A 23,531-nucleotide genomic window follows, 5' to 3' on the forward strand; every position below is an offset into this window, starting at 1 on the left:
TTTCCAGTTTTCCCCCCGTTTAATCTGTTCGGTGACCATTTTGACGGCATATTCGGTAAGCCGTTTGCGCAGCCCGCCATAGGCGGAGACCTGGATTTCCACATCGATTACGATACCCGTTTTGGTATGGACCTTTACGTCCAAAACCCCTGCTTTGTCATCTGCAAACTCCCGTTTGAGATTGGGGTCCACGATGGTTAGGCTGTTGTATTCTGTCTCGGGCAGATTAAGGGCAGCCTTTAAAAACCCGGCAAGAATATCGATATTCCGCTGGTCGCCGAAGATAAGTTTGAAAACATAGTCCACCATAATTTTGAGCACTGGTTTTTTCATAAAAACCTCCTGCCCAAAATAGGGAACCAGGCCCTGGTTTTGCTTTAGTCTGCGGAAAAATATTTCTTTTTTTTAACGCGCCTAATTGGCCGCTGACTTCTTCCCAAGTGGCTTGAACTCTCCTGCCTCTTAGGGTTCAATAGAACCATGACCGCCGATGAAAAACTAAGCCTTGCCCATCTTCTAGACACAACCGGGGATTATCTCCGGGACGGTTATCGTCTGCCCAGGGTTGAATACGGATTCACCAATGACGGGGAGCTTCCCCCGATGGTATCGGCGCCCAATGCGGCGCTTCCCGATGCGGTATCGGTTCCCGGCAGCAGCGACACCCTGGATGGTATTGCCGCCGAAATAGGCGCCTGTACCGGATGCCCCCTTCACAGCGGGCGGACAAAGGCCGTTCCCGGCGAGGGGGCAGCCCAGCCCCTGGTGATGATCATAGGCGAAGGTCCCGGAGCGGACGAAGACGCTTCGGGGAGGCCCTTTGTGGGAAAGGCGGGACAGCTGCTGGACAAGATGCTTTCCGCAGTGGGCCTGTCCCGGGAAAAGAACTGCTTTATCTCCAATGTGGTAAAGTGCCGGCCTCCGAACAACCGGGACCCCTTGCCGGAAGAGATGGGGCCTTGTTCCCGTTTTCTTGCCCGGCAAATAACCCTGCTTAATCCTAAGATTATCCTCTGTGTGGGCAGGATTTCCGCCCAGGCTCTGTTAAAGACCGGCGCGTCCATAGGGAGCCTTCGTGGAAGCTTTAATCCCTATCAGCTTGCGGATGATCTGGTCATTCCCCTGCTGGCTACCTACCACCCCAGCGCCATACTCCGGGACGAATCCTACAAACGCCCCGCCTGGGAGGATCTCAAGCTGCTCCGGCAGCGGCTTATGGAATTAGACTCAAACTACGCCCTGGAAGCAGGGGAAGGCGGCCGGTAGCTTGACCCCTACCCCACCCTATTTCGATCTCGTCTTTGATGTTCCTATCCGGGAAAATCCGGTTTTTACCTACCGTGGGGATCCGAAAGGAGAAGCGGGTGTCGGAAAGCGGGTCATGGCCCCCTTTGGCCGCCGGGAGATGACGGGCTATATCATCGGCGAACGGGCAGAGCCGGCGGCGGGGCTAAGCGAAGGGTCGATAAAGGCTATACGCCGGGTGGTGGACGCCGAACCGATCTTTGATGAATCGGACATTGATCTGGCCAGATGGATGGCGGGCTATTACCTCTGCGGTCTTGGAGAAGCCCTGGCGGCGATGATCCCCTCCGGTCGGCGGGTCGGCGGTTATTCAAGCTTTCCGGATGATCCGGGAGATATAGCCCGGGAAGCCCTTGCCCTGTCGGATGAACAGGAAAAAGCCCTGGCGGCGATTACCGCAGCCGCGGCACCCGCAGAAAAACTGCGCCCCTTCTATCTGTTCGGTATCACCGGTTCGGGGAAAACTGAGGTGTTCCTCCGTTCGGCGGAGTCGGTGATCCGGGACGGCAAATCGGTGATCTACCTGGTCCCGGAAATCTCCCTGACCCACCAAACCGCCGAAGCTATCGGCAAACGCTTCGGCCCCATAGCTGCCACCATCCATTCCGGCATGAGCCCCGGCAAACGCCTGGCCGAATGGCTCCGTATCCGTTCCGGGGAAGTCCGTATCGTAGTGGGTCCCCGGAGCGCCGTCTTTGCCCCCCTGCGGAACCTGGGGTTAATCATCATCGACGAGGAGCATGACGGTTCCTATAAGTCCGGGAATACCCCCCGCTACCATGCCCGGCAGGTGGCTATGCGCCGGAGCTCCATTACCGGCGCCCGGCTGGTGATGGGATCCGCCACCCCTTCGGTGGAGGCTTGGAAACTCATGTCGAGCCCAGGTTCGAAGGAAGCGGGCATTACCCGGCTGGACCTGACCCGGCGGCTTTCCGGGGGAAGTCCTCCGGAGATTATCCCCGTAAGCCTGGAACATACCGAAGGCTGTCTGACCACAGAGCTGAAGGAGGAGATACGGAAAACCGCCCAGCTTGGCCGGCAGAGTATACTCTTCCTAAACCGTCGAGGCTTTGCCTATTTTTACCATTGCAAGCAATGCGGTTACGAGCTTACCTGTAAGCACTGTTCCGTGTCCCTGACCTACCACAAGAGCAAGGGCCGGGCGGTCTGTCATTATTGCGGGTACTCCGTAATTCCCCCAAGAGCCTGTCCCCAGTGCGGTTCCCTGGAAGCGGGGTTTACCGGCTTTGGCACGGAGATGATCGAGGAAGAGGTTGGCCGGACCTTCCCGGAACTGCGTTTACGCCGGGCCGATGCGGATACCACCGGGCGCAAGGGCAGCCTGGCGGAAACCCTGGACATTTTCAAGGCCGGGGGCATCGACATACTCCTGGGAACCCAGATGGTGGCAAAGGGGCTTAACTTCCCCGGGGTACGGCTGGTCGGGGTAGTATTGGCGGATACGGGGCTCCATCTCCCGGACTTCCGGGCGGCGGAGCGGACCTTCTCCCTGATCGTCCAGGTTGCCGGCCGGGCGGGCCGCTATTTCCCCGACGGTAAGGTGATTGTCCAAACCCTCAGGCCAAACGACCCGGCCATACTGCGGGCCTGTGCGCTGGATGTGGAGGGCTTCTTTGCAGCGGAACTGGCCCAGCGGGAAATGCTGGGCTTCCCGCCCTATACCCGGCTCATTCGTTTTACGGTACGCGCTAAAGAGGCGCCCAGGGCCGATGCCGCCATCAAACGGCTGGCAGGCATTGCCTCGCCCCTGATCCCCCGGGACGCTGATATCCTGGGCCCTGCGGAGTGCCCCATCGGCATAATCTCGGGAAACCACCGGCGGCAGCTTATACTCCGGGGAAAGGGCATGGGGACCCTCCACGGGGCAGCAAAGGCTATCCTGGACAGCTACGAGAAGGGACGGGACGCCAAGGCCTACCTTGAGGTGGACGTGGACCCCGTAAGTCTCCTATAATTCTTCCAGGAAGTCGATATTTCCCGCTTCGATTTTCATGATCTTATTCACCCGCTGTTCGTGCCGCCCGCCCCTTTCAAATTCAGTTTCGAGCCATATCTTTACAAGAAGCTTTGCCAGATCGATACCAAGCACCCTGGCGCCCAGGGCAAGCATGTTGGTGTTGTTATGCTGTCTGGAAAGCATTGCGGTATAACAGTCGGTACATGCCACGCAGCGGATACCCTTCACCTTATTTGCAGAAAGAGACATGCCCACCCCGGTTCCGCAGATAATGATACCCCTATCACATTCACCGGAGCTAACCGCTTTAGCTGCCAAATACCCCCACTTGGGGTAATCGGTCCGTCCGTTCGTGGTAGGGCCCAAATCTTTAAAGGGCAGTTTCAGCTCCTCCAGGTAACGGCTTATTTCCTGCTTCATCTCAAATCCCGCGTGATCACTTGCAAGGACTATCATTACTTACCTCCAAAACATTATTATATAAAAGGTTGACAATTATAACCATATCCCTCAATATAAAACTATGACCCAATCTCTGGAAGATTATCTTGAAATGGTGAGTTTCCTCTCCGATGAAGGTGAAGTCCGGGTTACGGATATTGCATCCCGGCTGGGGGTTTCTAAGCCTTCGGTGCTTACTGCCCTCAAGGCTCTGGAGGAACAGGGGCTTTTGGAACACGAACGATACCGCACTGTTACCCTGACCCAGAAGGGGGCTATCCAGGCTGCGGAAATCCGGGACCGCCATAACTTCCTCACCGGTTTTCTCCGGGACACCGTTGGGGTAAACGCTGAAACTGCGGAAGAGGATGCCTGCAAGATGGAGCATATCCTTTCCGAAGAAACCCTCAAAAAATTAAAGCTCCTTGCCCGCACTAAGAAAAAAGTCTAAGCAATCTTGTCTCCCCTGAATGATCAATTTGAAAGCTACTACAACACTATTTACGGAAAGCGCTGGACCGGTTTACGGGAAAGCCTTATTAAAGAAAGTAAACCCATCCCCTACAGTGACGGTCTCGTTACACCCTATATGCTGGACCATGCTTCTGTCCTGGCCGCCCTTTCCCTGCGTGTTCCCGATGAAGGGCAAATTCTGGATGCCTGCGCCGCCCCGGGCGGAAAGAGCCTGGTGATTGCTTCAATTATGTGTCCACAGTCTACACTCCTCTCAAACGAGCTGTCCGGCGAAAGAAGGCGACGGCTTGTAAAGGTACTGGACGAACACCTGCCGCCGGAAAAGCGGGAACGGGTTACCGTCTCTGGTTTTGACGCTGCTGCGGCGGGGGGTAAGAAAAGTGAACATACGCGTTTTACAGCAATACTACTGGATGCTCCCTGTTCCAGTGAACGTCATGTTATCAATAATGAAAAAGCCCTTGCGGAATGGACACCAGCCCGCCCCCGATTTCTCGCCAAACGGCAATGGGCGCTGCTTTCCTCAGCATTTCTGTTGTTACAACCCGGCGCTTCCCTGGTCTACGCGACCTGCGCTCTTTCGCCGGAAGAAAACGACGGCGTGGCTTCCCGGCTTGTTGAAAAATACCGGGGCACAGTACTATTGGACCATCCGGATTTTAGCGAAGGTGAAGAAACAAAATATGGCAGAATTATTTTGCCGGATCTATGCGGCGGTATGGGACCCATGTATGTGGCGAGGTTTAAGAAGGCGATCCTCACCCCCTGAAATACTCCACCTTCCACAAAAACAACCCATTCGGCGGAACCGTGGGCCCCGCCATGCTTCGGTCTCCGGTTTCGATGATCCGTTTCAATTCTTCCGGCGATTTCCCCTTCTCCTCATAGTGTAACAGTGTTCCTACAACCGATCGGACCATCTTCCACAAAAAAGCATTAGCCTGAATTTCAAAAATAAGGGTATCATCCTGAACGGTAAAACCGGCATGATAAAAATAGCGGCTCCTGGATTTGCTGGGGTCCTGGGGCCAGGCAAAGAGTGAACAATCCAGCTCCCCGCGAAATAGCCGGGCATAATCGTTCAGCAGATCCAGATGGGGGCGGCGCCAAAGCTGAAGGTTATAGCGCAGTTCATGGGGCAGCGCCGGACGGCCGCAGATTAGGTGGTAACGGTAGCTGCGGGAACGGGCGTCGAAGCGGGCGTGGAAATCCGGCAGGGTAACACCGGCTTCCAGGATCCGGATATCCCGGGGGAGCAGGCTGTTCAAGGCCTGAACAAACCGTTCCGCAGGAATACTGCTGATAGGCGTAGTAAAATTAGCCACCTGCCCTGCGGCGTGAACCCCCGCGTCGGTTCTTCCTGAACCGGTAAGAACAACAGGGTGCTTGTGGATCCGTTCCAGAGCTGCTTCAATGGTTCCCTGGACAGTCCTGTTACAGCCCTGGCGCTGCCATCCGGAAAAATCCGTTCCGTCATAGGCGATGAGCAGCTTAATATTACGAAGGGTACTAGGCATCGATTTGCGTTATTTCTTTATTGATGCTCTCGTAGAGGGACCGTGCGCTTTCCAGGAGGGAACCGGGTTTGGACTTGGAGGACTTGCCCATGCCGAAGATCTTTGCCACCGTACGTTTTGCTTCTTCCAAAGACGCGATACGCTGGGCGGCATCGGCCATGGGGCCGTACTTTGACTTCAACAGGGCACAGAGATACAGGGCGCCCTCATAGGAATAGTTTTTGTCCGTATCGGGGCCAAAGCCCTTAAGGCTCGACAGGCTCTCTATGCCCGATTGTTCCCGCCGTATGGCATCATTGTAAAGAAACTCCGCCTTCTTTTTAAAAAGCGTGGCCACCCAGTCGTAATGCTGTCCGGGGTATTTTTTATTGATCTCGTCCAGAAGCCACCCTGTCCGCAGGGCTGCCATACCCTGTTTGATGGTGGGTGAAAATTCCTTGGAGAAAAAGTCGTAACACCGGAGTACTAAGTACAGGGAAGCGGCGCCGGAAATAAGCCCGCGGTTTTCATAGAAATCTACATTGGGAAAAATCTGCAGGGTGTCTTTTTTTCGTTTTTCCTGATCCGCCAGCGCCTTCTGGCGGTTCGTCTTTGGGAAGGTCATAAAATCATTATCCATGGAGGCAAACCAGCATTCAGGACAAACCGTAGCCTGATATGCCAGGGGGTAAATTTCCCCGTACCGTAAGGATGGTTCATAGAGACGGTGGAGTTCGTCCGTAAGATCCCCGGCGATAAGCCGTCCGCTGCCGGTAAGCAGCTCTTCCCGGTGGAAATCAGCGCCGCAGACAGGACAGATATAGGATTCCTTGGATTGAAAAGATATTTTTACTTCCCGTTCTTCACTCTTCATGAATATTTTCCGTCCTAATCTTTTTCCAATACCACCATGGCAATAGCGTTCTCCCGCTCATGGGTTAGGGATATGTGTATTTTCGTAGCGCCGCTCCGCTTCAGGGCAGAAGAGGCGGTTCCAAAAACCTCTATTTCCGGCATACCGTTATGACGGTTTACTACCAGTATATCCCGGAGAACTATCCCCGCAAGACCGGTACCCAGAGCTTTTCCAAAAGCTTCCTTTGCGGCAAACCGGGCCGATAAAGAAAGGAATGCGCCGTTTCCCTTGGACAGGGATGCTGAAAGCTCCTGGGGATGAAAATACCGTTCCAGTAAGCCCGGAATTGTACGCCACCGTTCCAGGCGGCGCACATACACCACATCAACCCCGATACCTATAATCAACAGGGGAACCTCCGGTTGCGTGTCATGATCCCCCGGTTCCAATACTGTGCTGCTGCCGCCGGCGAATTTGGATCAGCACATTTTCCGGGTCCTGGCGGATAAGGGTAAACATGACGGGAAACAGCGCCGAAACCGGCAGCAGGAATTCACCTATAGAATTAATTGAAGAACACTCCACGTAGAGGCTGACATCCTGGGGTTTTATTTTATTGAACGTGGTCTGTCCCCCCTCAATACGGATGGAGCCCGCTGCAATTTCCAGCTCACCGGAAAATTGTTCATCCAGATTATTTATCCTGATGGGAATATCCTCAAAATTTTGAATCCGCAGCTGTTCCCGAATAACACCATGGAATTCGATAAGCCCGTTTCCCCGAATACTAAGAAGGGGCTGCGGGTTCAAAATCCGCACGGTGGTGGAGAAATCAACAGACCTGCCGGTAAGTTCAACAAAATTGGTGGACAGTTCAGAAACATCCATTAACAATCCCTTGGGCCCGTCAATAACCACATGGGCCGGGTCCAGGGTATATTCTCCCAACTCATAGCCCGGTTCAAGGGCGCCGCTGAAACTAGCCTTTATGGGGACAGTTTTACTAAGACGTTCATCCAGGGAAAGTATCACCTCCAGGGGATCCACCGATATCTCCAGGGCTTCGGCGCGCAGGGCAGTCCCCTTTTTACGGATCTGCACCGGCGCCCGATAGGTTCCCGGCTCGGTATACTTGTTAAGATCAATATAGGCTTGGATATCATCTTCCAGAATAGGGTAAATGGTATTGGCATCCCCCCGGAGGGTAATTCCGATTAGCCCCGGATAGGGGCCGGCTGGAGTCAGACTGCTATCGGTTTCTACACTGAGGGGAACCGAAAAAAACCGTTCCTCCTGGAGGCTCATACGGTGAAAGACAAAAAGCATGATGGCTAGGGCAATGGAAATGACCTTAGCCGGCCAGTTTTCCGCAATCTTGGCAAGCATGGGACCAATGGTCAGCTTTCTATCGTTCAACGAAAACATCCTTTCCGTCATCAAGGGCCGAATCCAGGGCAACCTCGACGGAACCGGTTTTTTGCTCCGAATCTCCGCCCCGCACCCCGCGGTCAAGGAGTTCCTTAAGTTTACGCTGAACCTCTATGGGGGACAGATCGTAGTACAGCTTACCGTCCACCGCCAAAGAAATAGCGCCGGTTTCTTCCGAAACCACCAGGATCACCGCGTCGGACTGTTCCGACATGCCCAGTGAAGCCCGGTGCCTGGTACCAAAGCTCTTCCGGATATCCTGCTGCTCCGAAAGTGGCAGGAAGCATCCTGCGGCGGTGATACGGCCGTTCTGGATGATCATGGCTCCGTCATGAAGGGGGCCGTCAAATTCAAAGATCGCCACAATAAGACTGGAACTAATCTCGCCGTTTATCCGTGTACCGGTTTCGATAATACTTTTAATATTAATCCGCCGGGGAAAAACCACCAGAGCCCCCCGGCGTTCCTGGGACAGGATCTCCGCAGCGGTTATAACCGCTTCAAGCTGCCCTATCCGGGGCTTGCTGTCCGGACGGAACAGTTCCCCCTGGCCCAGGCGTATAAATATTTTCCGGAGTTCCGGCTGAAAAACGATGGCTATGGCGATAAAAAGTCCGGGCGCCAGGATAGTAAGAAGCCATTGGAGGGTAGTTAGCTTAAAAAGATAGGCTATGCCGTAAAACAGGGCAAGGAAACCGGCGCCTTTAACGAGCTGAACCGCCTGGGTCTTCACCAGGAGGTCATAAGCCTTGTAAAGGAGGAACGCCAAAATGGCTATATCCACCACCGGGCGGATTATGTCATAAATTGATGTTAAGCGTTGAAACCATTCCATTATTTTGTCGCTTTATAACAAACAAAGCCGCGGAAAAACACCCCGCGGCCTAAAATAAGGGCTCATTTGTTCTTGTGTCGATTCTTTCTGAGCTTCTTCTTCCGCTTATGGGTTGCAATTTTTCGTAGTTTGCGCTTTCTTCCGCAGGGCACTTCGGCGACTCCTTTCCTTAAGATTGCTCTAGATAGTATGGGTTACAATAAAAAAAAGGTCAATAGGTTTTATCCCCTAATTACCGAATTTTCTCATTATTGTCCCCCTACTTCCGTCCCACCGCAATAAGCATCTCCGCCCGGTGATCGTATGGGGCTTCTTCCCAGCTGCCGTAGAGTTCCACCGCCCTAAACCCTGCGTCAAAGAGAAGCTGCCGTAATTCAGCTGCGGAGTAAAGGCGCTGGATAAAGGTCTTTTCTATCCGTTCCCCGTTTTTGATGAGTATCCACCGGTTTTTTAGGCCCGCCCAGGAATCTACCGGGGCATATTCCGTAAGGACCGTGTACCCTGCCCTTTCAAACCACTCGGTTTCAACAAAGTCCCGGACGGCGATCTCCTTGCCAAGGGTTTCGATAATAAAACTGCCACCGGGTTTGAGGGACTCCCGGGCATTTTTCGCAAAGAGCAGATCGTCCTTTGGGTCATCGAAGTAGCCAAAGGAAATATAGAGATTCAGCGCCAGATCAAAGGCATTAGGCTGCTTAAACACACGAACATCCTGCTGGATAAATTCGATATCCAGCTTTTCATAGGCCGCATCTTCCCTTCCGGTATTAAGGTATGTTTCTGTAATATCAACGCCGGTAACAGAGAAGCCCCGGCGGGCCAATTCCAGGGCTATCCTGCCGAACCCGCAGCAAAGATCCAGGACTTTTGGCCCCCCAGGATCAGCAGTATTGTTGTACAGATCCAGGCGCGCTATCCCCGTAACGCCGTCTGCTACCAGCGGTACTTCGTCCCAGCGCTTCCGGTCAAACATGATGGGGCCGTAGTTTTCCCAGAAATGTATATCCTCAAACCATTCCGGCATTCTTTACTGGACCTCGATTTTTTTTACTGCCTTTGAAGAAAGCCGTATCCCCCCGGCCTTGAGTCCCCGAACCGCGTAATTATGGGCCTTAAAGTTTTCCGTAAGCACCTTGAGCCGGGGTTTGGGAGTATAATGGAGGGTGAACATAAATTTTTGACGTGTATCAATATGCAGTACCACTGCGCCCTCCGGTACCAGGGAGTAATCCTTGTTCATGATCCACCCTTCTATGACACAGCGTTTTATAAAGGGATGGCCGCTTTCCGCTTCCTTATAAATAACGGTGAACACCGTTGCGGCGAGCAGCTCTTTTTCCGCTACGCTGATCCACCAGGCCTTAGGCCCTATAAAGGTCTTTTCCGGGAGATCCGTAACAGACCAGGCGCCGTTATTTCTGAGGGTGAGGATACGATCAAAGGGTGATACCTCCGCTGCGATTTCTCCTGAAACGGTGGTTCCAAGATAGCCCGTCTCCCGGTCGTATTTAAGCTCCAGGTCCTTCTTAACCACTTCCTTTACATCGACTTTGTCAAATTTAATAAGTTCAGTTTTACGGGCGCCCTTGCCAAGATCCTCATTAGCCTTTACCTTGGCAATGATGCTGTCAAGAAAACTTAAAGCATAGGCGGTAATATTTTTAAGATGATGGTTAATTTCTTTTATACGCGCCTGGATCTCCGCCATCTCCGCCCGGGCCTTGTTGATATCGTAGAGGGATATGCGGCGTATGGGGATGCGCAGCAGGTGTTCCACATCCTCGGGGCTGACCCCACGGGAACCTATTTCCTTAAGGAAGGGTTTAAAACCATCTACCACCGCCTTCTGTACCCCCTCGGCGGTCTTCATTTTCTCGATGCCCTTGTATATCCGTTCCTCAATAAAGATGCGTTCCAGGGTACGTAGGTGGAGCTTATCCTGGAGTTCTTTCTTCTCCAGTTCCAGTTCCTGGGTAAGCACCTTTACTAACTGTTTAGCGTGGCTCTTGATTATCGCGGTAACGGTAGTTACCACCGGGTAGTTGTCCTTGATAACCAGAAGGTTTACCGATATGGACTGCTCGCATTCGGTAAAGGCAAAAAGGGCGTTCACCGTTTCTTCGGAATAAACCCCCCGGGCCAGCTTAACCTCGATCTCCACATTTTCGGTGGTAAAATCGTTGATGGACTGAATTTTTATCCGGCCCGCCTTCGCGGCGGTCTCCACACTGTTAATTAAACTTTCTGTGGTGGAACCGAAGGGCAGTTCCCGTATGACGATCCGCTTGGGATCCGATGTATCCAGCTTGGCCCGGACCAGGACTCTGCCGTTTCCGTCCTTGTAGTCCGACACGTCCACTAAACCCCCGGTGGGGAAATCCGGGAACAGCTGAAAACTTTTTCCGGAAAGGCAGGCCTTCTCCGCCTCTAATACCTCAATAATATTGTGGGGCAGTATCTTTGTGGACATCCCCACGGCGATCCCCTCGGCCCCCATGACCAGGACCACCGGGATCTTGGCGGGATACGCCACAGGTTCCCTGTTCCGCCCATCGTAGGAATCCACCCAGGGAGTAAGCTTGGGGTTATAGAAGATGTCCTTAGCCAGGGAGGTGATGCGGCACTCAATATACCGGGCCGCGGAAGCTTCGTCCCCGGTATAGATGTTCCCAAAGTTCCCCTGGCGGTCAATGAAAAAATCCTTATTCGCCAACACCACCAGGGCTGACCCGATCGAAGCATCACCATGGGGGTGGTACTTCATGCAGGCCCCAACTACGTTGGCCACCTTGTGGTACTTACCGTCATCCATCTCAAAGAGGGTGTGGATGATGCGCCGCTGAACCGGCTTCAATCCATCCTCAAGATCCGGAATAGCCCGGTCCTTGATAACGTAGGAAGCGTATTCCAAAAAGTTTCTGTCGAAGAGGTTTTTTACGTAAGCCATTTATACCATTACCCCGCGTTGTCTATTAAATTTTTCATAATATAGTCCCGGCGTTCCGGGGTGTTTTTTCCCATATAGAAGTTGAGTACCTGGGGCACCGCTTTTAGGGTGCTTATCGATACAGGAACCAGCCGTATATCCTCGCCGATAAACTGGCCGAATTCCTTGGGGCTTATTTCTCCCAATCCTTTGAATCGGGTTACTTCACTCTGACTGCCTAAGCTGGTGGTGGCGTCATCCCGTTCCTTTTCGTTGTAGCAGTACCGGGTCTCCTTCTTTGTCCGTACCCGGAAAAGTGGGGTCTCCAGAATAAATACCCTGCCGCTGGTAACCAGTTCCTCAAAGTAGGAAAGGAAAAAGGTGAGCAGGAGGTTGCGGATATGGAAGCCGTCAAAGTCCGCATCCGTGGCGATAACGATCTTCGCATAACGGAGGCCGGAGACATCGCTTTCGATGCCCAGGGCCATCATCATATTGTACAACTCTTCGTTTTTGTAGATCGCCGCCCGTTTTTTACCGTACATATTTTCTATCTTTCCGCGGAGGGAAAAGAGGGCCTGGGTCATCACATCCCTGCTTGAAACCATGGACCCCGAGGCGGAATCTCCCTCGGTAAGAAAGAGCATGGTGTTTTCCCCCTTATCACCGTCCTCAAGATGGAACTTACAGTCCTTCAGTTTTGGTATCTTCAGGGTAATTTTTTTGGCCGCTTCCCGGGCTTCCTTCTTGACCACATTGAGCTCGGTCCGCAGTTTTTCGTTGGCGATAATCTTCAGTTCCAGTTTCTTGGCGGCCTCGCCGTTCTTGTGGAGCCAGTCCTCCACCGCATCCTTAACCTCCTGAACTACCCAGCCGCGTATATCCGAGTTCCCCAGCTTGTTCTTGGTTTGACTTTCGAATACCGGGCTTTTTAGTTTTACTGCGATTGCTGCGGTTGTTCCCTCCCGTATATCCTCACTGCGATAATCCTTCTTGAAAAAAGTCTGTATACCCTTGAGAAACCCTTCCTTAAAAGCGGAAAGGTGGGTTCCCCCGTCGGAGGTGAACTGGCCGTTCACAAAGGAAAAGTATTCCTCCCCGTAGTGATTGTCCCCCGAGGCATGGGTAAAGGCAAACTCCAAATGTTCTCCCTTATAGTAACCGATGGGATAGATACCGTCATCACCGATTTCTTCTGTAAGAAGATCGTGGAGACCATGTTGGGATATATAGGATTTGCCGTTGAGGTTAAGGGTAAGGCCCGTGTTGAGGTAGGCGTAGTTCTGCATACGCCGCTCGATAAATTCCAGGTTGAACTGGTACTCCCCAAAGATATCCGCATCCGGGGTAAACTCCACATAGGTGCCGTCCTTTTGCTTGTCCTTCAGCTTTCCCTTCCGCTGGGATTTCAGGGCGCCCCGTTCAAAAACGGCTTCGGCATATTGGCCGTCACGAAAGGCAAGTACGCGGAAGTGGGAAGACAGGGCGTTCACCGCCTTGGTACCAACGCCGTTTAACCCCACGGAAAATTGGAACACATCATCGTTATACTTCGCCCCGGTATTGATCACCGAAACACATTCCACCAGCTTTCCCAGTGGGATACCCCGGCCATAGTCCCGTATCCTTGCGCTGCCATCCTTAACCGACACCTCAATGAGTTTTCCGTTTCCCATGATGAACTCGTCGATGCCGTTATCAATAACTTCCTTGAGGAGTACATAGATGCCGTCATCGGGGTTGGATCCATCCCCCAGGCGGCCTATATACATACCGGTCCGCAGACGGATGTGTTCCAGGGAGGACAGGGTCTTTATTTTAGACTCGTCGTAAACCCCTGCGCCCCCTCCCTTAGCGGACGCCTTAGCAGGGGCCTTAAGCGCCGTCTTCGTTGAAGGCGATGCTTTTGCCGCCTGTGCTTTTAGCTCCGCCGCCCGTGCGGCCAGACCTGTTTTCGGTTTGTCGGATTTTTTTGCTTGTACTTTTGCCACAATGATTCCCTATATTTCCATCAATTTTTGTATACGCCGGTTCGACTCTTCAATCTGTTTTTCCAAACCGGTAATAGCATCCTCACTGGCGGCAATACGCTGCCGGTGAGCTGTTATAGACTTTTCCATCCTGTCTATGCCATCCCTGGCCTCATCGATAAGCAGGGATGCCCGCAGTTTCTCAATACTCGCGTCATATTCGGCTATTTCTTCCCGCAGCTTCCGGATCTTTTCCAGGGTGACCTTATTCTCATCCCGTAACAAGGCTCTTTCCGTTATTTGCAACGAAGTTTCCCGCGCAGCGGACTCATCCTCTACTGTATCGGCGAAATGGGCGCCGAAGCGTACATATAAGCCATGGAGCTGTTCCCTGGCGTGGATAATATGCCGTTCCAGGTCCTTGGTTTTTTTTACCGGGCTGATAGTCCGGGGAGGGTCGCTGCCCTCCGAGCCGAGAGCGTCTTTTATTTTTCGCCGCTCACTCCGCATCTGGCTAAGGGATTGGCCAAGTTCCGTAAGTTCCTGCCGTATAGTGAAAACCGGATCTAAAATTTCTACGATAAGAGGATTATCCTGATCCTCCGCCATTTCCTGGATATCCGGGGAGGAGAATTTTTCTCCCGCCGCTATATAAACCCGCTCCAAGCTGGCTTGGCTCTTTGATATCATCGAACGGAGCACCATCCCCTGGGTATTATTACCAATCCAGGTAAAAATATTTACATGTTTCCCCTCATCAAGTTCCCGCTGCCGATCTTCCAGGGACTGAATCTTCTGAATCAAGGTATCCGCCTGTCCTTTGAAAAACGCCGCTACATCGGTTTCAATGACAGCCACCCCTAAACGGGCGTATAGTACCGATAATTCCTTGTTTTTTGAAGAATTTATCTTCTCTTTCTCGCTTATTTCCCCTTCCAAATCCTTCAAACGAAGAATATCCGCTTCTATAATTCTGATACTTTCTTCCGAATCGGAGATTTCTCCGAGAATACGATGATATTCCCCTACTTCTCCGGCAAAATACCCTTCCCCTTCCCTATCCAAGCGGGTAAGAAGGTTTTCTCCGAGTTTTTCCAATATTCCGTTTACGGTTCCTTCGGTTTCCCGCCGCTTTTCTTCCAGTTCCCGGATCGATTTTTTTCTTTCATCCATGTATTTACTATACGCTTAGACATTTTTCTTGACAATCCGCCCTTACCGATTCATGATAGACTTGTCGAAAATACATCAAGGAGAGTGTCATGAGTTATACCACGGATCTTATCAAAAATGTCACCATAGCCGGCCATGGTGGGACCGGTAAAACAACCCTTTTTGAACGGCTTCTCTTTGCCGGTAACGCACTGCCTAAGCCCGAAACCGTCGAATCCGGAAAGACCGTGGGGGACTCCAGCCCGGAAGAAATTGAACGAAAGATATCCATCCATGCCGCATTGGCCCATATTGATCGGAATGGTAAGAAAATCAATATTTTTGATACCCCCGGATCTTCGGATTTTATCGGGGACGTGATCCTCACTTTCCGCGCCTCGGAATTTGCCGTTCTGACCGTAGATGGCCGTTCCGGTGTCCAGATTGAGACGGTCAAGCTTTGGCGCAATCTGGAGGGCCGCAAAAAGCCTCGGGGTTTCTATATTACCAAGTTGGACGAAGAGCGGGCCGATTTTAACAAGGTCCTGATTGATATAAAAGAAAAATTCAAGGTTGATCCGGTACCTTTAAGCCTGCCCATGGGTGCAGGCCCCGCCTTTACCGGGGTTATCGACGTATTGCATGAAAAGGCCTGGTTTATTGACCAGGGTGGGGGTTTAGAAAAAGAGGGGGCCATCCCCGCTGAGTTTAAGGAAGCCGTCGCTGCCGCCCGGGAACGGCTTATTGAAGCCGCCGCTGAGGGGGATGACAACCTAATGGAGCATTATATCAATAAGGGCGCCCTGGAAGCGGAGGAAATTTACAAGGGACTTATCGAGGCCCTGGCGGATCATAAGATAATTCCCGCCTTTGCCGGGTCGGCTCTTAAAAATTCCGGCCTTGTGCCCTTCCTGGATTTTCTCGCCGAAGTCAGTCCCACCCCCAATACTGCCAAGGATTTGGTTCTGGATGGAGAAGGAAATCAAAAAGAAATACCTATCGATTCGGATAAACCCCTTTCCGCCCTGGTTATTAAGACCACCTACGACCAGTTTTCGGGCAAACTGTCCTGGATCAAGGTTATTACGGGCAAGCTGGCCGCCGAATCGGAGGCCTATAATGTTTCGGAAAACAAAAAAGAGCGGATAGGCAAATTATATACCTGTGTAGGAAAAAAACTGGAGGAGGTGAAGGAATTTTTCGCCGGAGATGTGGGGATCGTATCTAAATCACCGACCCTCAGAACGAATGATACCATCAGCGCCGTCGATTCGGCGTTCAAGTTTCTGTCCCTGCGGCTTCCCGAACCGGTCCATTCGGTGGCGGTTAATGCGGCGGCTAAAAAAGATGACGATAAGCTTGGGGAATTCCTCGTCCGGGCGGCGGATGAAGACCATACGTTCCGCTATCAGTTTAATGTGGAAACTAAGGAGACGGTAATCTCCGGTATGGGCGAGCTCCAGGTGAATATTATTTTAGACAAGATAAAGCAAAATCAGAAGATAGAAGTGGAAACCCACATTCCCCGGGTAGCCTACCGGGAAACCATTACCAAAAAGTCCAACGCCGAATATACCCACAAAAAGCAAACCGGCGGCCATGGCCAGTACGGTAAGGTACTGCTGGAAATTGCCCCCCTCAAGCGGGGTGAAAATTATCAGTTTGTTAACGCCATCTTTGGCGGATCCATCCCAAAGAACTATATCCCCGGAGTTGAGAAGGGGGTCGTGGAGGGGATGGCTGCGGGTACCATGGCGGGCTATCCCGTGGTGGACGTGGAAGTTAAGATTGTTGATGGTAAATACCACCCCGTAGATTCTTCGGAATTGGCCTTTAAACTCGCCGCCCGGAACGCCTTTCGGGAAGCCATGCGCCAGGCCGCCCCTACCCTGCTGGAACCCGTGAATAACCTTACGGTCTTTGTGGAAGATAAATATCTGGGGGATGTTATGTCCGATCTTTCGAGTAAACGGGGGAAGATCCTCGGACAGGATTCACTGGGCGGCGGTATCGAAGAGATCCGCGCCCAGGTTCCCCTGGCGGAACTGTTGCGCTACTCCATAGACCTGCGCTCCATCACCAGCGGCACCGGCTCCTTCAGCGTGGGGTTTGACCACTACGCGCCCATATCAGGCCGTATCGCCGAAGATGTGATCAAAGCATCGGAGGCCTTCAGGGTGAAGGAAGAGGAGGAGTAAAAACCCCTACTACCCTTTCCGCCCGGAGATAGGCGCATAGCCAAGACGTTTCTGAACGCACTTATAGGCTGGCCGTATTATCTTGCCGCCGGATACTATTTCCTCCATGCGGTGGGCGCACCAGCCTGCCACACGGCTTACCGCGAAGATAGGAGTATAGAGTTCTTCCGGTATGCCCAACATGCCGTACACAAAGCCGGAATAGAAGTCCACATTGGGGCAAATTTCCTTATCCGAGCCTTTTACTTTCTTAAAAACATCGGGGACGATCCTTTCGATAAGGCGATATAGGTTAAATTCATCGATGAGGTTCTTTTCTTCCGCCAGAATAGCGGCCTTATTCCGCAGAAGCACCGCCCGGGGATCTGAAATAGTATAAACCGCATGGCCTATACCATAGATCAATCCGGTGTGATCATAGGCTTCTCCCCGGAGTACATCCCCCAGATAGTCCGCCACTTCCCCAACATTGTCCCAGTGCTTAACATGTTTCTTTAAATCGTCCATCATTCGGATGACCTTAATATTGGCCCCGCCGTGCTTAAAGCCCTTAAGGGAATTTATCCCCGTAGTTAGCGCAGCATAGGTATCGGTATCTGCGGAAGAAACCAGGTGTACCGCAAAGGTAGAGTTATTTCCCCCGCCATGCTCGGCATGGAGGATCAAGGCCAGATCCAGGATCTCCGCTTCCAACTTGGTAAATTGCTGATCCGGCCGGATCAGGGAAAGGACGCTTTCTGCGGTGGAGCAGGAAGACGCCGGCAGATGGATGATCAGGCTTTCGTGATCGTAGTAATGTTTTTTAGCCATATAGGAATAGGCTACAATGGTTGGAAACCGGGCTATGAGTTCAATACATTGGCGGAGCACATTTTCAGGGGACAGATTTTCCGGATCATCATCCCAGGAATAGAGGGTTAATACAGAACGGCTAAGCTTATTCATAATGTCCCGAGAAGGGGCCTTCATGATACTGTCTTCAGCAAAATTCGCCGGCAGGGCCCGCTTATCCCCAAGGAGGGTACTGAAATTAGCCAGCTGCTCTTTGTTGGGAAGTATTCCGAACATGAGGAGGTAGACCGTCTCCTCAAAGCCGAAGCGCCCTTCGGCAGCGGCATTGGAGACCAGTTCCTCCACATCAATGCCCCGGTAAAAGAGCTTGCCGGCCACGGGGATCTTTTCCCCCTCATCCAGAATATAGCCATGGACATCCCCTATCCTGGTAAGCCCTACCAATACCCCGGTTCCATCGGCATTGCGAAGTCCCCGTTTTACGTTAAACCGTGTGTACAGCTCGGAATCGATATAATCATTTCCGGTTATTTCAGAGAGATATTCCTTGATGCTTGACATCAGAGCCTCCACGCATATTTATGCAAGAATTATAGTAGACTTGGAATCTTTATACAATAGTTAGGATCTTTTTTTACCCAGGTATAGCCGCAGTTTTGCCAGAACTTCCTCAAAATCCAGTGGTTTCCCGACATGATCGTTCATACCCACCGCAAGACATTTCTCAATATCCTCTCTAAACACATTGGCGGTCATGGCAACGATGGGGATGGTATCAGCATTGGGAAGGCCGGAAGCACGAATTTTTCTGGTAGCCTCGTACCCGTCCATTTCAGGCATCTGGACATCCATCAAAATGATATCATACTTCGCCGGATCCCCGGAGAATATCCGCAGCGCCTCAGCACCATTCCCGGCGCAGTCTATCATAATGGATGTAGGTTCCAAAAGAGCGATCACGATCTCCTGGTTTATCTCCACGTCCTCCGCAAGAAGGATATGGCGGCCGCTAAAATCATCCGCTACCGTTTTTTCAGATTCCGATGCTGCAACAATAGTATTTTTTCCCAAACACTGGTTGATGATATCCGCCAGGGCGGAAGGAAACAGGGGTTTTGGAAGGAACTTGGCAACCCCGGCTTTTTTCGCATCATCCTCAATGGTGTTCCATTCTGTTGCGGAAATCATTATTACTACGGATTTTGAGAGAACGGCATCCTGTTGATTCTGCACAGCGGCTTTTTCGTTAATCCAACGGGAAAGTTCGATGCCGTCCATGCCGGGCATTTTCCAGTCAACAAAATACATATCGTAGGGGCCGTTCTTTTCGATACGGGCAATTGCATCTTCCCCGGAGGCGGCGGTCTCACAGTTAAAGCCCAGTCTTTCTGCGAGTTCCAAAAAATAGGCCCTAATATCCTCGGAGTCATCCACCGCAAGGACCCGCAGGTTTTTCCAGTTTATTCCGGGACTGAGAAGGCTCTCCTCCGGATGATCCGGCCCCAACTCAAGCTTCACCGTAAAGATAAAGGATGCGCCCTTTCCCAGTTCCGACTCAATCCAGATCGTACCGCCCATCATCTCCACGATACGCTTCGAAATGGCCAGTCCCAGGCCGGTCCCGCCGAATTTGCGGGAGGTACCGGTTTCGGCCTGTTCAAAGGACGAGAAAAGCCGGGACTGCTGTTCCTGGCTTATCCCGATACCGGAGTCGGTAACGCTGATGCGGATGGTATAAATGATACCCTCTTTTTTTTCTAGCTGTGTATCCAGCTTAATAGTACCTAATTCGGGGGTAAACTTTACGGCGTTTGAAAGCAGATTTGTTATCACCTGGGCAAGGCGCTGATCATCCCCATAAAATGACCGGGGAATATTTTTATCAAAATGAACCGTTAAAATCTGGCTTTTTTCTTCCACCCGGAAATTAATTACATTCACTACTTTTTGTAACAGCTTTTCAAAGACAAATTCATCCGGGGAAAGATCAAATTTATTAGCCTCAATTTTTGACATATCCAGAATATCGTTGATGACCCCTAATAAATGGGTGGACGCTTCGCTGATCTTATTCAGACAGTATTCTTTTTTCTCATAATCAGAAGATGATTTGGCAATAGATGTCATACCGATGATGGCGTTCATGGGGGTACGGATCTCGTGGCTCATGTTTGCCAGGAAATCGGTCTTGGCTTTGCTGGCCTTTTCCGCCTGTTCCAGAGCGGCGTCCCGTTCCCGTTCCCGGCGGTCCCTGCCTACACTGCCGGCAATAACGCTGCATACGGTGTGAACAAGCTGTTTATCACCCTCGCTCCAGACCCGCTCCGCCAAACATTCCTCTACGCTCAGCACCGCCCAGTACCGGCCGTCCACATAGAGGGGAACCATGATAAAGGATTTAACCGCAACCTTTTCCATGACCTCGAAGCGTGGATCCGCACGAATACTATTACAGGCAATCATAGGAACAGAACCATCGGCCGGCTGCTGCCGGGGGAAACTATTGATGATTTCATTGAGCCCCTCCGTATCGGGGGCAGTGACAATATCATCGGTAGCGCACCAGACATAGGCGGCATGGCTTATCTCCGAATCCGGTTCAGCCACCCCCACCAGCATCCTGGTAACATCCAAAAATTCGCCGGTAATCCTTAAGGCTTCGTTAATAAGCCCGGCGGTATCCACATTGGTAGAGATAAAATGCCGCGCCAGGTCCGTCATCAGCACCTGCTGCCTGAACTGCTTGGAAGATTCCTGTTCCTTCTTTTTATAAACGGAAAGACTAATAAATCCGGCGGTAATGAGAAAGGCCAGGGAAATCAACAGTAAAGCTGAGAGGGCTACACTGTGGATCGTGGTTTTCAAGAGCCGTTCATCGGGGATGTCCACCCCTGCAATACCGATTACCTCTCCATTTTTATCAAATATGGGAGAAAATGCCGAAAGAAGCCCGCCATACCCAATGGAATAATCCCCCAATGGGGTGGTAACCGTGACACCTTCCTGATATGCCCGCAAAATCATGGGCTCCATTTCCAGAGCTTCGGAATTGAGGTTATAGGCCTCTTCAGTCTCATCATTGTCCACAATGGGCTGCGTCATATTATCTTCAGTTATCCGATAAAAATAGACAAAAAGTATATTGGTTTCTTCCCCATACCGAATGAGCCGCTGGCGGACATCGGCATAGAGGGGTTTTTCCATATCGGCGGGAACCACCAGCTCCGCCAATTCTTCCGGACTGATTAATTTGGCGGCTTCGCGGCCGGTGGCCATAAGCCGTTCTTCAATGGTATCCCGCAGATAGGACGAAAGTGAACTGATTAAAACACTTGCGTAGATAGAAATTATCAAAACTAAAAAGGCCGCTACGGAAAAAAGAATTACCGCAGTATTTCCATAAAATATTTTTTTCAGCCTTTTTAGTTGAATCATAACACCATCTTAAATATCAAAATTGGCTCAGCTGAATTTTGCTATGGGTACGAAGCTATCCGCCTTAAGGGCAGCCCCGCCAACCAATGCGCCATCAATATTTTCTTTGGCCATAAGCTGTGCGGCATTATCAGCCTTAACCGATCCGCCGTACTGGATAATGATCTTCTGGGCTTCCGCTTCCCCGTACAATTTTCCTACCACCTTGCGGATATACGCATGGATAGCGTCGGCGTCCTCCGGGGTGGCGGTCTTGCCGGTCCCGATGGCCCACACCGGTTCATAGGCGATAACGATACTGGAAAGATCCTTTGCGCCTACGCCCTCAAGCCCCTTGACGGTCTGGGTCTCGCATACCGCTTCCGCCTTGCCCGCTTCCCGTTCCGAAAGGAGTTCCCCTACGCAGAGGATCACCTCAAGGCCGTGCTGCAGGGCCAGCTTTACCTTTTTATTTATCAGGGCGTCATCTTCTTTGTAGACATGCCGCCTTTCACTGTGTCCCAGGATCACCGTCTGGACACCCAGGTCCTTCAGCTGCAGCACCGAAACTTCCCCCGTATGGGCGCCCTGTTCCTCGGCGGCCATGTTCTGGGCGCCTAAACGGATATTGCTGCCCTTCACAATTGCTGCCACGGTTTCAATGCTGGTAAAGGTCGGGGCTACCAGGTACTTGTGCTTACCGTCCTTAAGCTGCGACACCAGAGCCTTTGCAAGCTCCGCCGCCTCCGCCCGTGTTTTATGCATCTTCCAATTTCCTGCAATGTAGTAAGTTCTGCTCATAAAAATACTCCTTATAAATAATTTTTAACCGCGAAGGACACAAAGGTTGTTATTAATAGTAATTTCTTATCTTTTGTGTCCTTCGTGGTTTCTATATCTTCCCTCTTTTCTTACCCGCGGGTTACTTCGATGCCGGGCAGCTTTTTACCTTCCAGTAATTCCAGTGAAGCTCCGCCGCCGGTGGAAACGTGGCTCATCTTGTCGGCGAGGCCAAACTTGTTTACCGCAGCTACGGAATCTCCGCCGCCTACTACGGTTATAGCTCCCCGGCCGGTAGCTTCCGCTACGAGCTTAGCCACCGATTCGGTACCCTTGGCAAAGGCGTCGAACTCAAAGACCCCAACCGGGCCGTTCCATACTATGGTTTTAGCCTTGGCAAGCACGTCCTTGTATTTAGCTACCGTCTTGGGACCTACATCCAGGCCCATAAGATTATCCGGGAGATCCAGGCTGTCCACCGCTATCGGTTTGGCAGCGGGGTCAAAGGTTTCGGCTGCCACATGATCCACCGGAAGGACAATGTCGGCGCCGATTTTTTGCGCAGACGCAAGGATCTGCTTTGCGGTATCCAGCTGTTCATCTTCAATTAAAGATTTGCCCACCTTATGGCCCTGGGCCTTAAGAAACGTGTAGGCCATGCCGCCGCCAATCACCAGTGCGCTGGCGTTCTTCAAAAGACTTTCTAAAACTGCAATCTTGGAGGAAACCTTGGCGCCGCCGATGATGGCCACCAGAGGTTTCTGGGGACTGGTAACAATGGGCTCCAGGTAGTTAACCTCTTTTTCCATAAGAAAACCCGCCACTGAAATAGGCACGAACTTGGCGATAGATGCGGTAGAGGCGTGATCCCGGTGGGCGGTACCGAAAGCATCGTTCACAAAAATATCCCCGTAGGAAGCCAGCTCCTTGGCCAGCTTATCCCGGTCCGCCGCTTCCTTGGATGTCTCTTCCTTGTGGAACCGGGTGTTTTCCAGCATGATCACCGTTCCCGCGGGCTGCCCATCGATGAAGGCTTTTTTTCCATAGTCCGAATCTTCCCCGGCAAAGACAACCTTTTTGCCCAGCTTCTTTTCCAGATAGGCGGCTACCGGCGCTATCCGGTGCTTACCCTTAATATAGGCGGCCTCGTCAAAGGTCTTACCGTCTTTTTCCGCCTTTTCCTTAGCCTTTTTAGCATCCTTGGAAGGGTCTCCCAGGTGGCTCATTAGGGTCAGCGTCTTAACCCCCTGGTCCAGGATATATTTGATCGTGGGAATAGCTGCGGTGATACGGGTATCGTCCTGGACAACGCCGTCTTTCATGGGGACATTGAAGTCCACCCGCATGATAACCCGCTTGCCCTTAAGATCTACATCTTTTACCGTTTTAATCATTTATAAGCTCCTATATAGAATTAATTTAACCACAGAGGACACAAAAGTAAAAAGGCCCCGCCCGCTGCGGGTCGGAGCCTCCAAATTCCTGC

Annotated in this window: 20 protein-coding genes; 5 read left to right on the top strand and 15 right to left on the bottom strand. The window is 51.8% G+C overall.

The genetic code is table 11. The features are described from left to right. On the bottom strand, positions 1–333 hold a 333-nt coding region (locus TPRIMZ1_RS0109640), incomplete at its 3' end, for an Rpn family recombination-promoting nuclease/putative transposase (protein WP_010258340.1). A gap of 147 nt (positions 334–480) precedes the next feature. Here TPRIMZ1_RS0109640 and TPRIMZ1_RS18765 point away from each other — a divergent pair. Both TPRIMZ1_RS18765 and priA read left to right on the top strand, forming a co-directional pair. Continuing rightward, on the top strand, positions 481–1,266 hold the full coding sequence (locus tag TPRIMZ1_RS18765) for a uracil-DNA glycosylase (protein WP_010258342.1): 786 nt from the start codon (positions 481–483) through the stop codon (positions 1,264–1,266). Position 1,267: 1 nt separating this feature from the next. Next, positions 1,268–3,280, top strand: coding sequence for a replication restart helicase PriA (gene priA / locus TPRIMZ1_RS0109650; protein ID WP_010258344.1), 2,013 nt, complete (start codon positions 1,268–1,270; stop codon positions 3,278–3,280). On the opposite strand, the gene rpiB is transcribed toward priA, so the two are convergent. Beyond that, a complete protein-coding gene (gene rpiB, locus TPRIMZ1_RS0109655) occupies positions 3,275–3,739 on the bottom strand; it encodes a ribose 5-phosphate isomerase B (RefSeq protein ID WP_010258345.1) in 465 nt (154 codons plus the stop codon). The two genes, priA and rpiB, sit on opposite strands and share 6 nt — an antisense overlap. Positions 3,740–3,806: 67 nt before the next feature. Here rpiB and TPRIMZ1_RS0109660 point away from each other — a divergent pair, with 67 nt between their 5' ends. After that, positions 3,807–4,175, top strand: a complete 369-nt coding sequence (locus tag TPRIMZ1_RS0109660; RefSeq protein WP_026043642.1) for a metal-dependent transcriptional regulator — start codon at positions 3,807–3,809, stop codon at positions 4,173–4,175. Positions 4,176–4,181: 6 nt separating this feature from the next. Then, positions 4,182–4,967: a 16S rRNA methyltransferase gene (locus TPRIMZ1_RS0109665; RefSeq protein ID WP_010258347.1), complete on the top strand. Its 786-nt coding sequence runs from the start codon at positions 4,182–4,184 to the stop codon at positions 4,965–4,967. Here the strand turns inward: TPRIMZ1_RS0109665 and truA are convergent. The 9 genes from truA to TPRIMZ1_RS0109710 form a co-directional block, all read right to left on the bottom strand. After that, a complete protein-coding gene (gene truA, locus TPRIMZ1_RS0109670; protein ID WP_010258348.1) occupies positions 4,957–5,715 on the bottom strand; it encodes a tRNA pseudouridine(38-40) synthase TruA in 759 nt (252 codons plus the stop codon). The genes TPRIMZ1_RS0109665 and truA overlap by 11 nt on opposite strands. Next, complete coding sequence (locus TPRIMZ1_RS0109675) at positions 5,708–6,568, bottom strand: DUF2225 domain-containing protein (RefSeq protein WP_010258350.1); 861 nt, start codon at positions 6,566–6,568, stop codon at positions 5,708–5,710. The genes truA and TPRIMZ1_RS0109675 overlap by 8 nt, the downstream gene beginning before the upstream one ends. Before the next feature lie 14 nt (positions 6,569–6,582). Continuing rightward, positions 6,583–6,957: a holo-ACP synthase gene (locus tag TPRIMZ1_RS0109680; protein WP_026043643.1), complete on the bottom strand. Its 375-nt coding sequence runs from the start codon at positions 6,955–6,957 to the stop codon at positions 6,583–6,585. Positions 6,958–6,979: 22 nt separating this feature from the next. Then, positions 6,980–7,966: a YbbR-like domain-containing protein gene (locus TPRIMZ1_RS0109685; RefSeq protein WP_010258352.1), complete on the bottom strand. Its 987-nt coding sequence runs from the start codon at positions 7,964–7,966 to the stop codon at positions 6,980–6,982. Then, positions 7,956–8,813 carry a diadenylate cyclase CdaA gene (gene cdaA / locus TPRIMZ1_RS0109690; protein WP_010258355.1) on the bottom strand — a complete coding sequence of 286 codons (858 nt, stop codon included), beginning with the start codon at positions 8,811–8,813 and terminating at the stop codon, positions 7,956–7,958. Before cdaA ends, TPRIMZ1_RS0109685 begins: the two co-directional genes overlap by 11 nt. Positions 8,814–9,072: 259 nt before the next feature. After that, the gene (locus TPRIMZ1_RS0109695; protein ID WP_010258357.1) at positions 9,073–9,837 is read right to left on the bottom strand and encodes a class I SAM-dependent methyltransferase; all 765 of its coding nucleotides are present in this window, start codon (positions 9,835–9,837) and stop codon (positions 9,073–9,075) included. A gap of 3 nt (positions 9,838–9,840) precedes the next feature. Further along, positions 9,841–11,760: a DNA topoisomerase IV subunit A gene (locus tag TPRIMZ1_RS0109700; RefSeq protein WP_010258360.1), complete on the bottom strand. Its 1,920-nt coding sequence runs from the start codon at positions 11,758–11,760 to the stop codon at positions 9,841–9,843. Positions 11,761–11,768: 8 nt separating this feature from the next. Next, on the bottom strand, positions 11,769–13,556 hold the full coding sequence (locus tag TPRIMZ1_RS0109705) for a DNA topoisomerase IV subunit B (RefSeq protein ID WP_026043644.1): 1,788 nt from the start codon (positions 13,554–13,556) through the stop codon (positions 11,769–11,771). A gap of 183 nt (positions 13,557–13,739) precedes the next feature. Continuing rightward, a complete protein-coding gene (locus TPRIMZ1_RS0109710) occupies positions 13,740–14,882 on the bottom strand; it encodes a hypothetical protein (RefSeq protein WP_010258367.1) in 1,143 nt (380 codons plus the stop codon). An 89-nt stretch (positions 14,883–14,971) separates the two neighbouring features. Here TPRIMZ1_RS0109710 and fusA point away from each other — a divergent pair, with 89 nt between their 5' ends. Next, positions 14,972–17,059 carry an elongation factor G gene (gene fusA, locus TPRIMZ1_RS0109715; RefSeq protein ID WP_010258371.1) on the top strand — a complete coding sequence of 696 codons (2,088 nt, stop codon included), beginning with the start codon at positions 14,972–14,974 and terminating at the stop codon, positions 17,057–17,059. A gap of 9 nt (positions 17,060–17,068) precedes the next feature. Here fusA and TPRIMZ1_RS0109720 read toward each other — a convergent pair whose 3' ends face one another. The 4 genes from TPRIMZ1_RS0109720 to TPRIMZ1_RS0109735 form a co-directional block, all read right to left on the bottom strand. After that, entirely contained in the window at positions 17,069–18,412 is a 1,344-nt protein-coding gene (locus TPRIMZ1_RS0109720) for a citrate/2-methylcitrate synthase (RefSeq protein ID WP_010258374.1), read from the bottom strand. Positions 18,413–18,472: 60 nt separating this feature from the next. Next, positions 18,473–21,286 carry a response regulator gene (locus TPRIMZ1_RS0109725; RefSeq protein ID WP_010258376.1) on the bottom strand — a complete coding sequence of 938 codons (2,814 nt, stop codon included), beginning with the start codon at positions 21,284–21,286 and terminating at the stop codon, positions 18,473–18,475. A gap of 27 nt (positions 21,287–21,313) precedes the next feature. After that, positions 21,314–22,066: a triose-phosphate isomerase gene (gene tpiA / locus TPRIMZ1_RS0109730; RefSeq protein ID WP_010258377.1), complete on the bottom strand. Its 753-nt coding sequence runs from the start codon at positions 22,064–22,066 to the stop codon at positions 21,314–21,316. Between the two features lie 110 nt (positions 22,067–22,176). Continuing rightward, on the bottom strand, positions 22,177–23,439 hold the full coding sequence (locus TPRIMZ1_RS0109735) for a phosphoglycerate kinase (protein WP_010258379.1): 1,263 nt from the start codon (positions 23,437–23,439) through the stop codon (positions 22,177–22,179). Between the last annotated feature and the right edge of the window lie 92 nt (positions 23,440–23,531).

Source organism: Treponema primitia ZAS-1 (genome assembly GCF_000297095.1).
Taxonomy (GTDB): domain Bacteria; phylum Spirochaetota; class Spirochaetia; order Treponematales; family Breznakiellaceae; genus Termitinema; species Termitinema primitia_A.

Excerpts from the sequence above, each read along its gene's own strand:
- rpiB (WP_010258345.1), bottom strand. The coding sequence starts at position 3,739 with ATGATAGTCCTTGCAAGTGATCACGCGGGATTTGAGATGAAGCAGGAA.
- truA (WP_010258348.1), bottom strand. The coding sequence starts at position 5,715 with ATGCCTAGTACCCTTCGTAATATTAAGCTGCTCATCGCCTATGACGGA.
- TPRIMZ1_RS0109720 (WP_010258374.1), bottom strand. The coding sequence starts at position 18,412 with ATGTCAAGCATCAAGGAATATCTCTCTGAAATAACCGGAAATGATTAT.
- TPRIMZ1_RS0109675 (WP_010258350.1), bottom strand. The coding sequence starts at position 6,568 with ATGAAGAGTGAAGAACGGGAAGTAAAAATATCTTTTCAATCCAAGGAA.
- TPRIMZ1_RS0109660 (WP_026043642.1), top strand. The coding sequence starts at position 3,807 with ATGACCCAATCTCTGGAAGATTATCTTGAAATGGTGAGTTTCCTCTCC.
- fusA (WP_010258371.1), top strand. The coding sequence starts at position 14,972 with ATGAGTTATACCACGGATCTTATCAAAAATGTCACCATAGCCGGCCAT.
- TPRIMZ1_RS18765 (WP_010258342.1), top strand. The coding sequence starts at position 481 with ATGACCGCCGATGAAAAACTAAGCCTTGCCCATCTTCTAGACACAACC.
- cdaA (WP_010258355.1), bottom strand. The coding sequence starts at position 8,813 with ATGGAATGGTTTCAACGCTTAACATCAATTTATGACATAATCCGCCCG.
- TPRIMZ1_RS0109700 (WP_010258360.1), bottom strand. The coding sequence starts at position 11,760 with ATGGCTTACGTAAAAAACCTCTTCGACAGAAACTTTTTGGAATACGCT.
- TPRIMZ1_RS0109725 (WP_010258376.1), bottom strand. The coding sequence starts at position 21,286 with ATGATTCAACTAAAAAGGCTGAAAAAAATATTTTATGGAAATACTGCG.
- TPRIMZ1_RS0109735 (WP_010258379.1), bottom strand. The coding sequence starts at position 23,439 with ATGATTAAAACGGTAAAAGATGTAGATCTTAAGGGCAAGCGGGTTATC.
- TPRIMZ1_RS0109695 (WP_010258357.1), bottom strand. The coding sequence starts at position 9,837 with ATGCCGGAATGGTTTGAGGATATACATTTCTGGGAAAACTACGGCCCC.
- tpiA (WP_010258377.1), bottom strand. The coding sequence starts at position 22,066 with ATGAGCAGAACTTACTACATTGCAGGAAATTGGAAGATGCATAAAACA.
- TPRIMZ1_RS0109710 (WP_010258367.1), bottom strand. The coding sequence starts at position 14,882 with ATGGATGAAAGAAAAAAATCGATCCGGGAACTGGAAGAAAAGCGGCGG.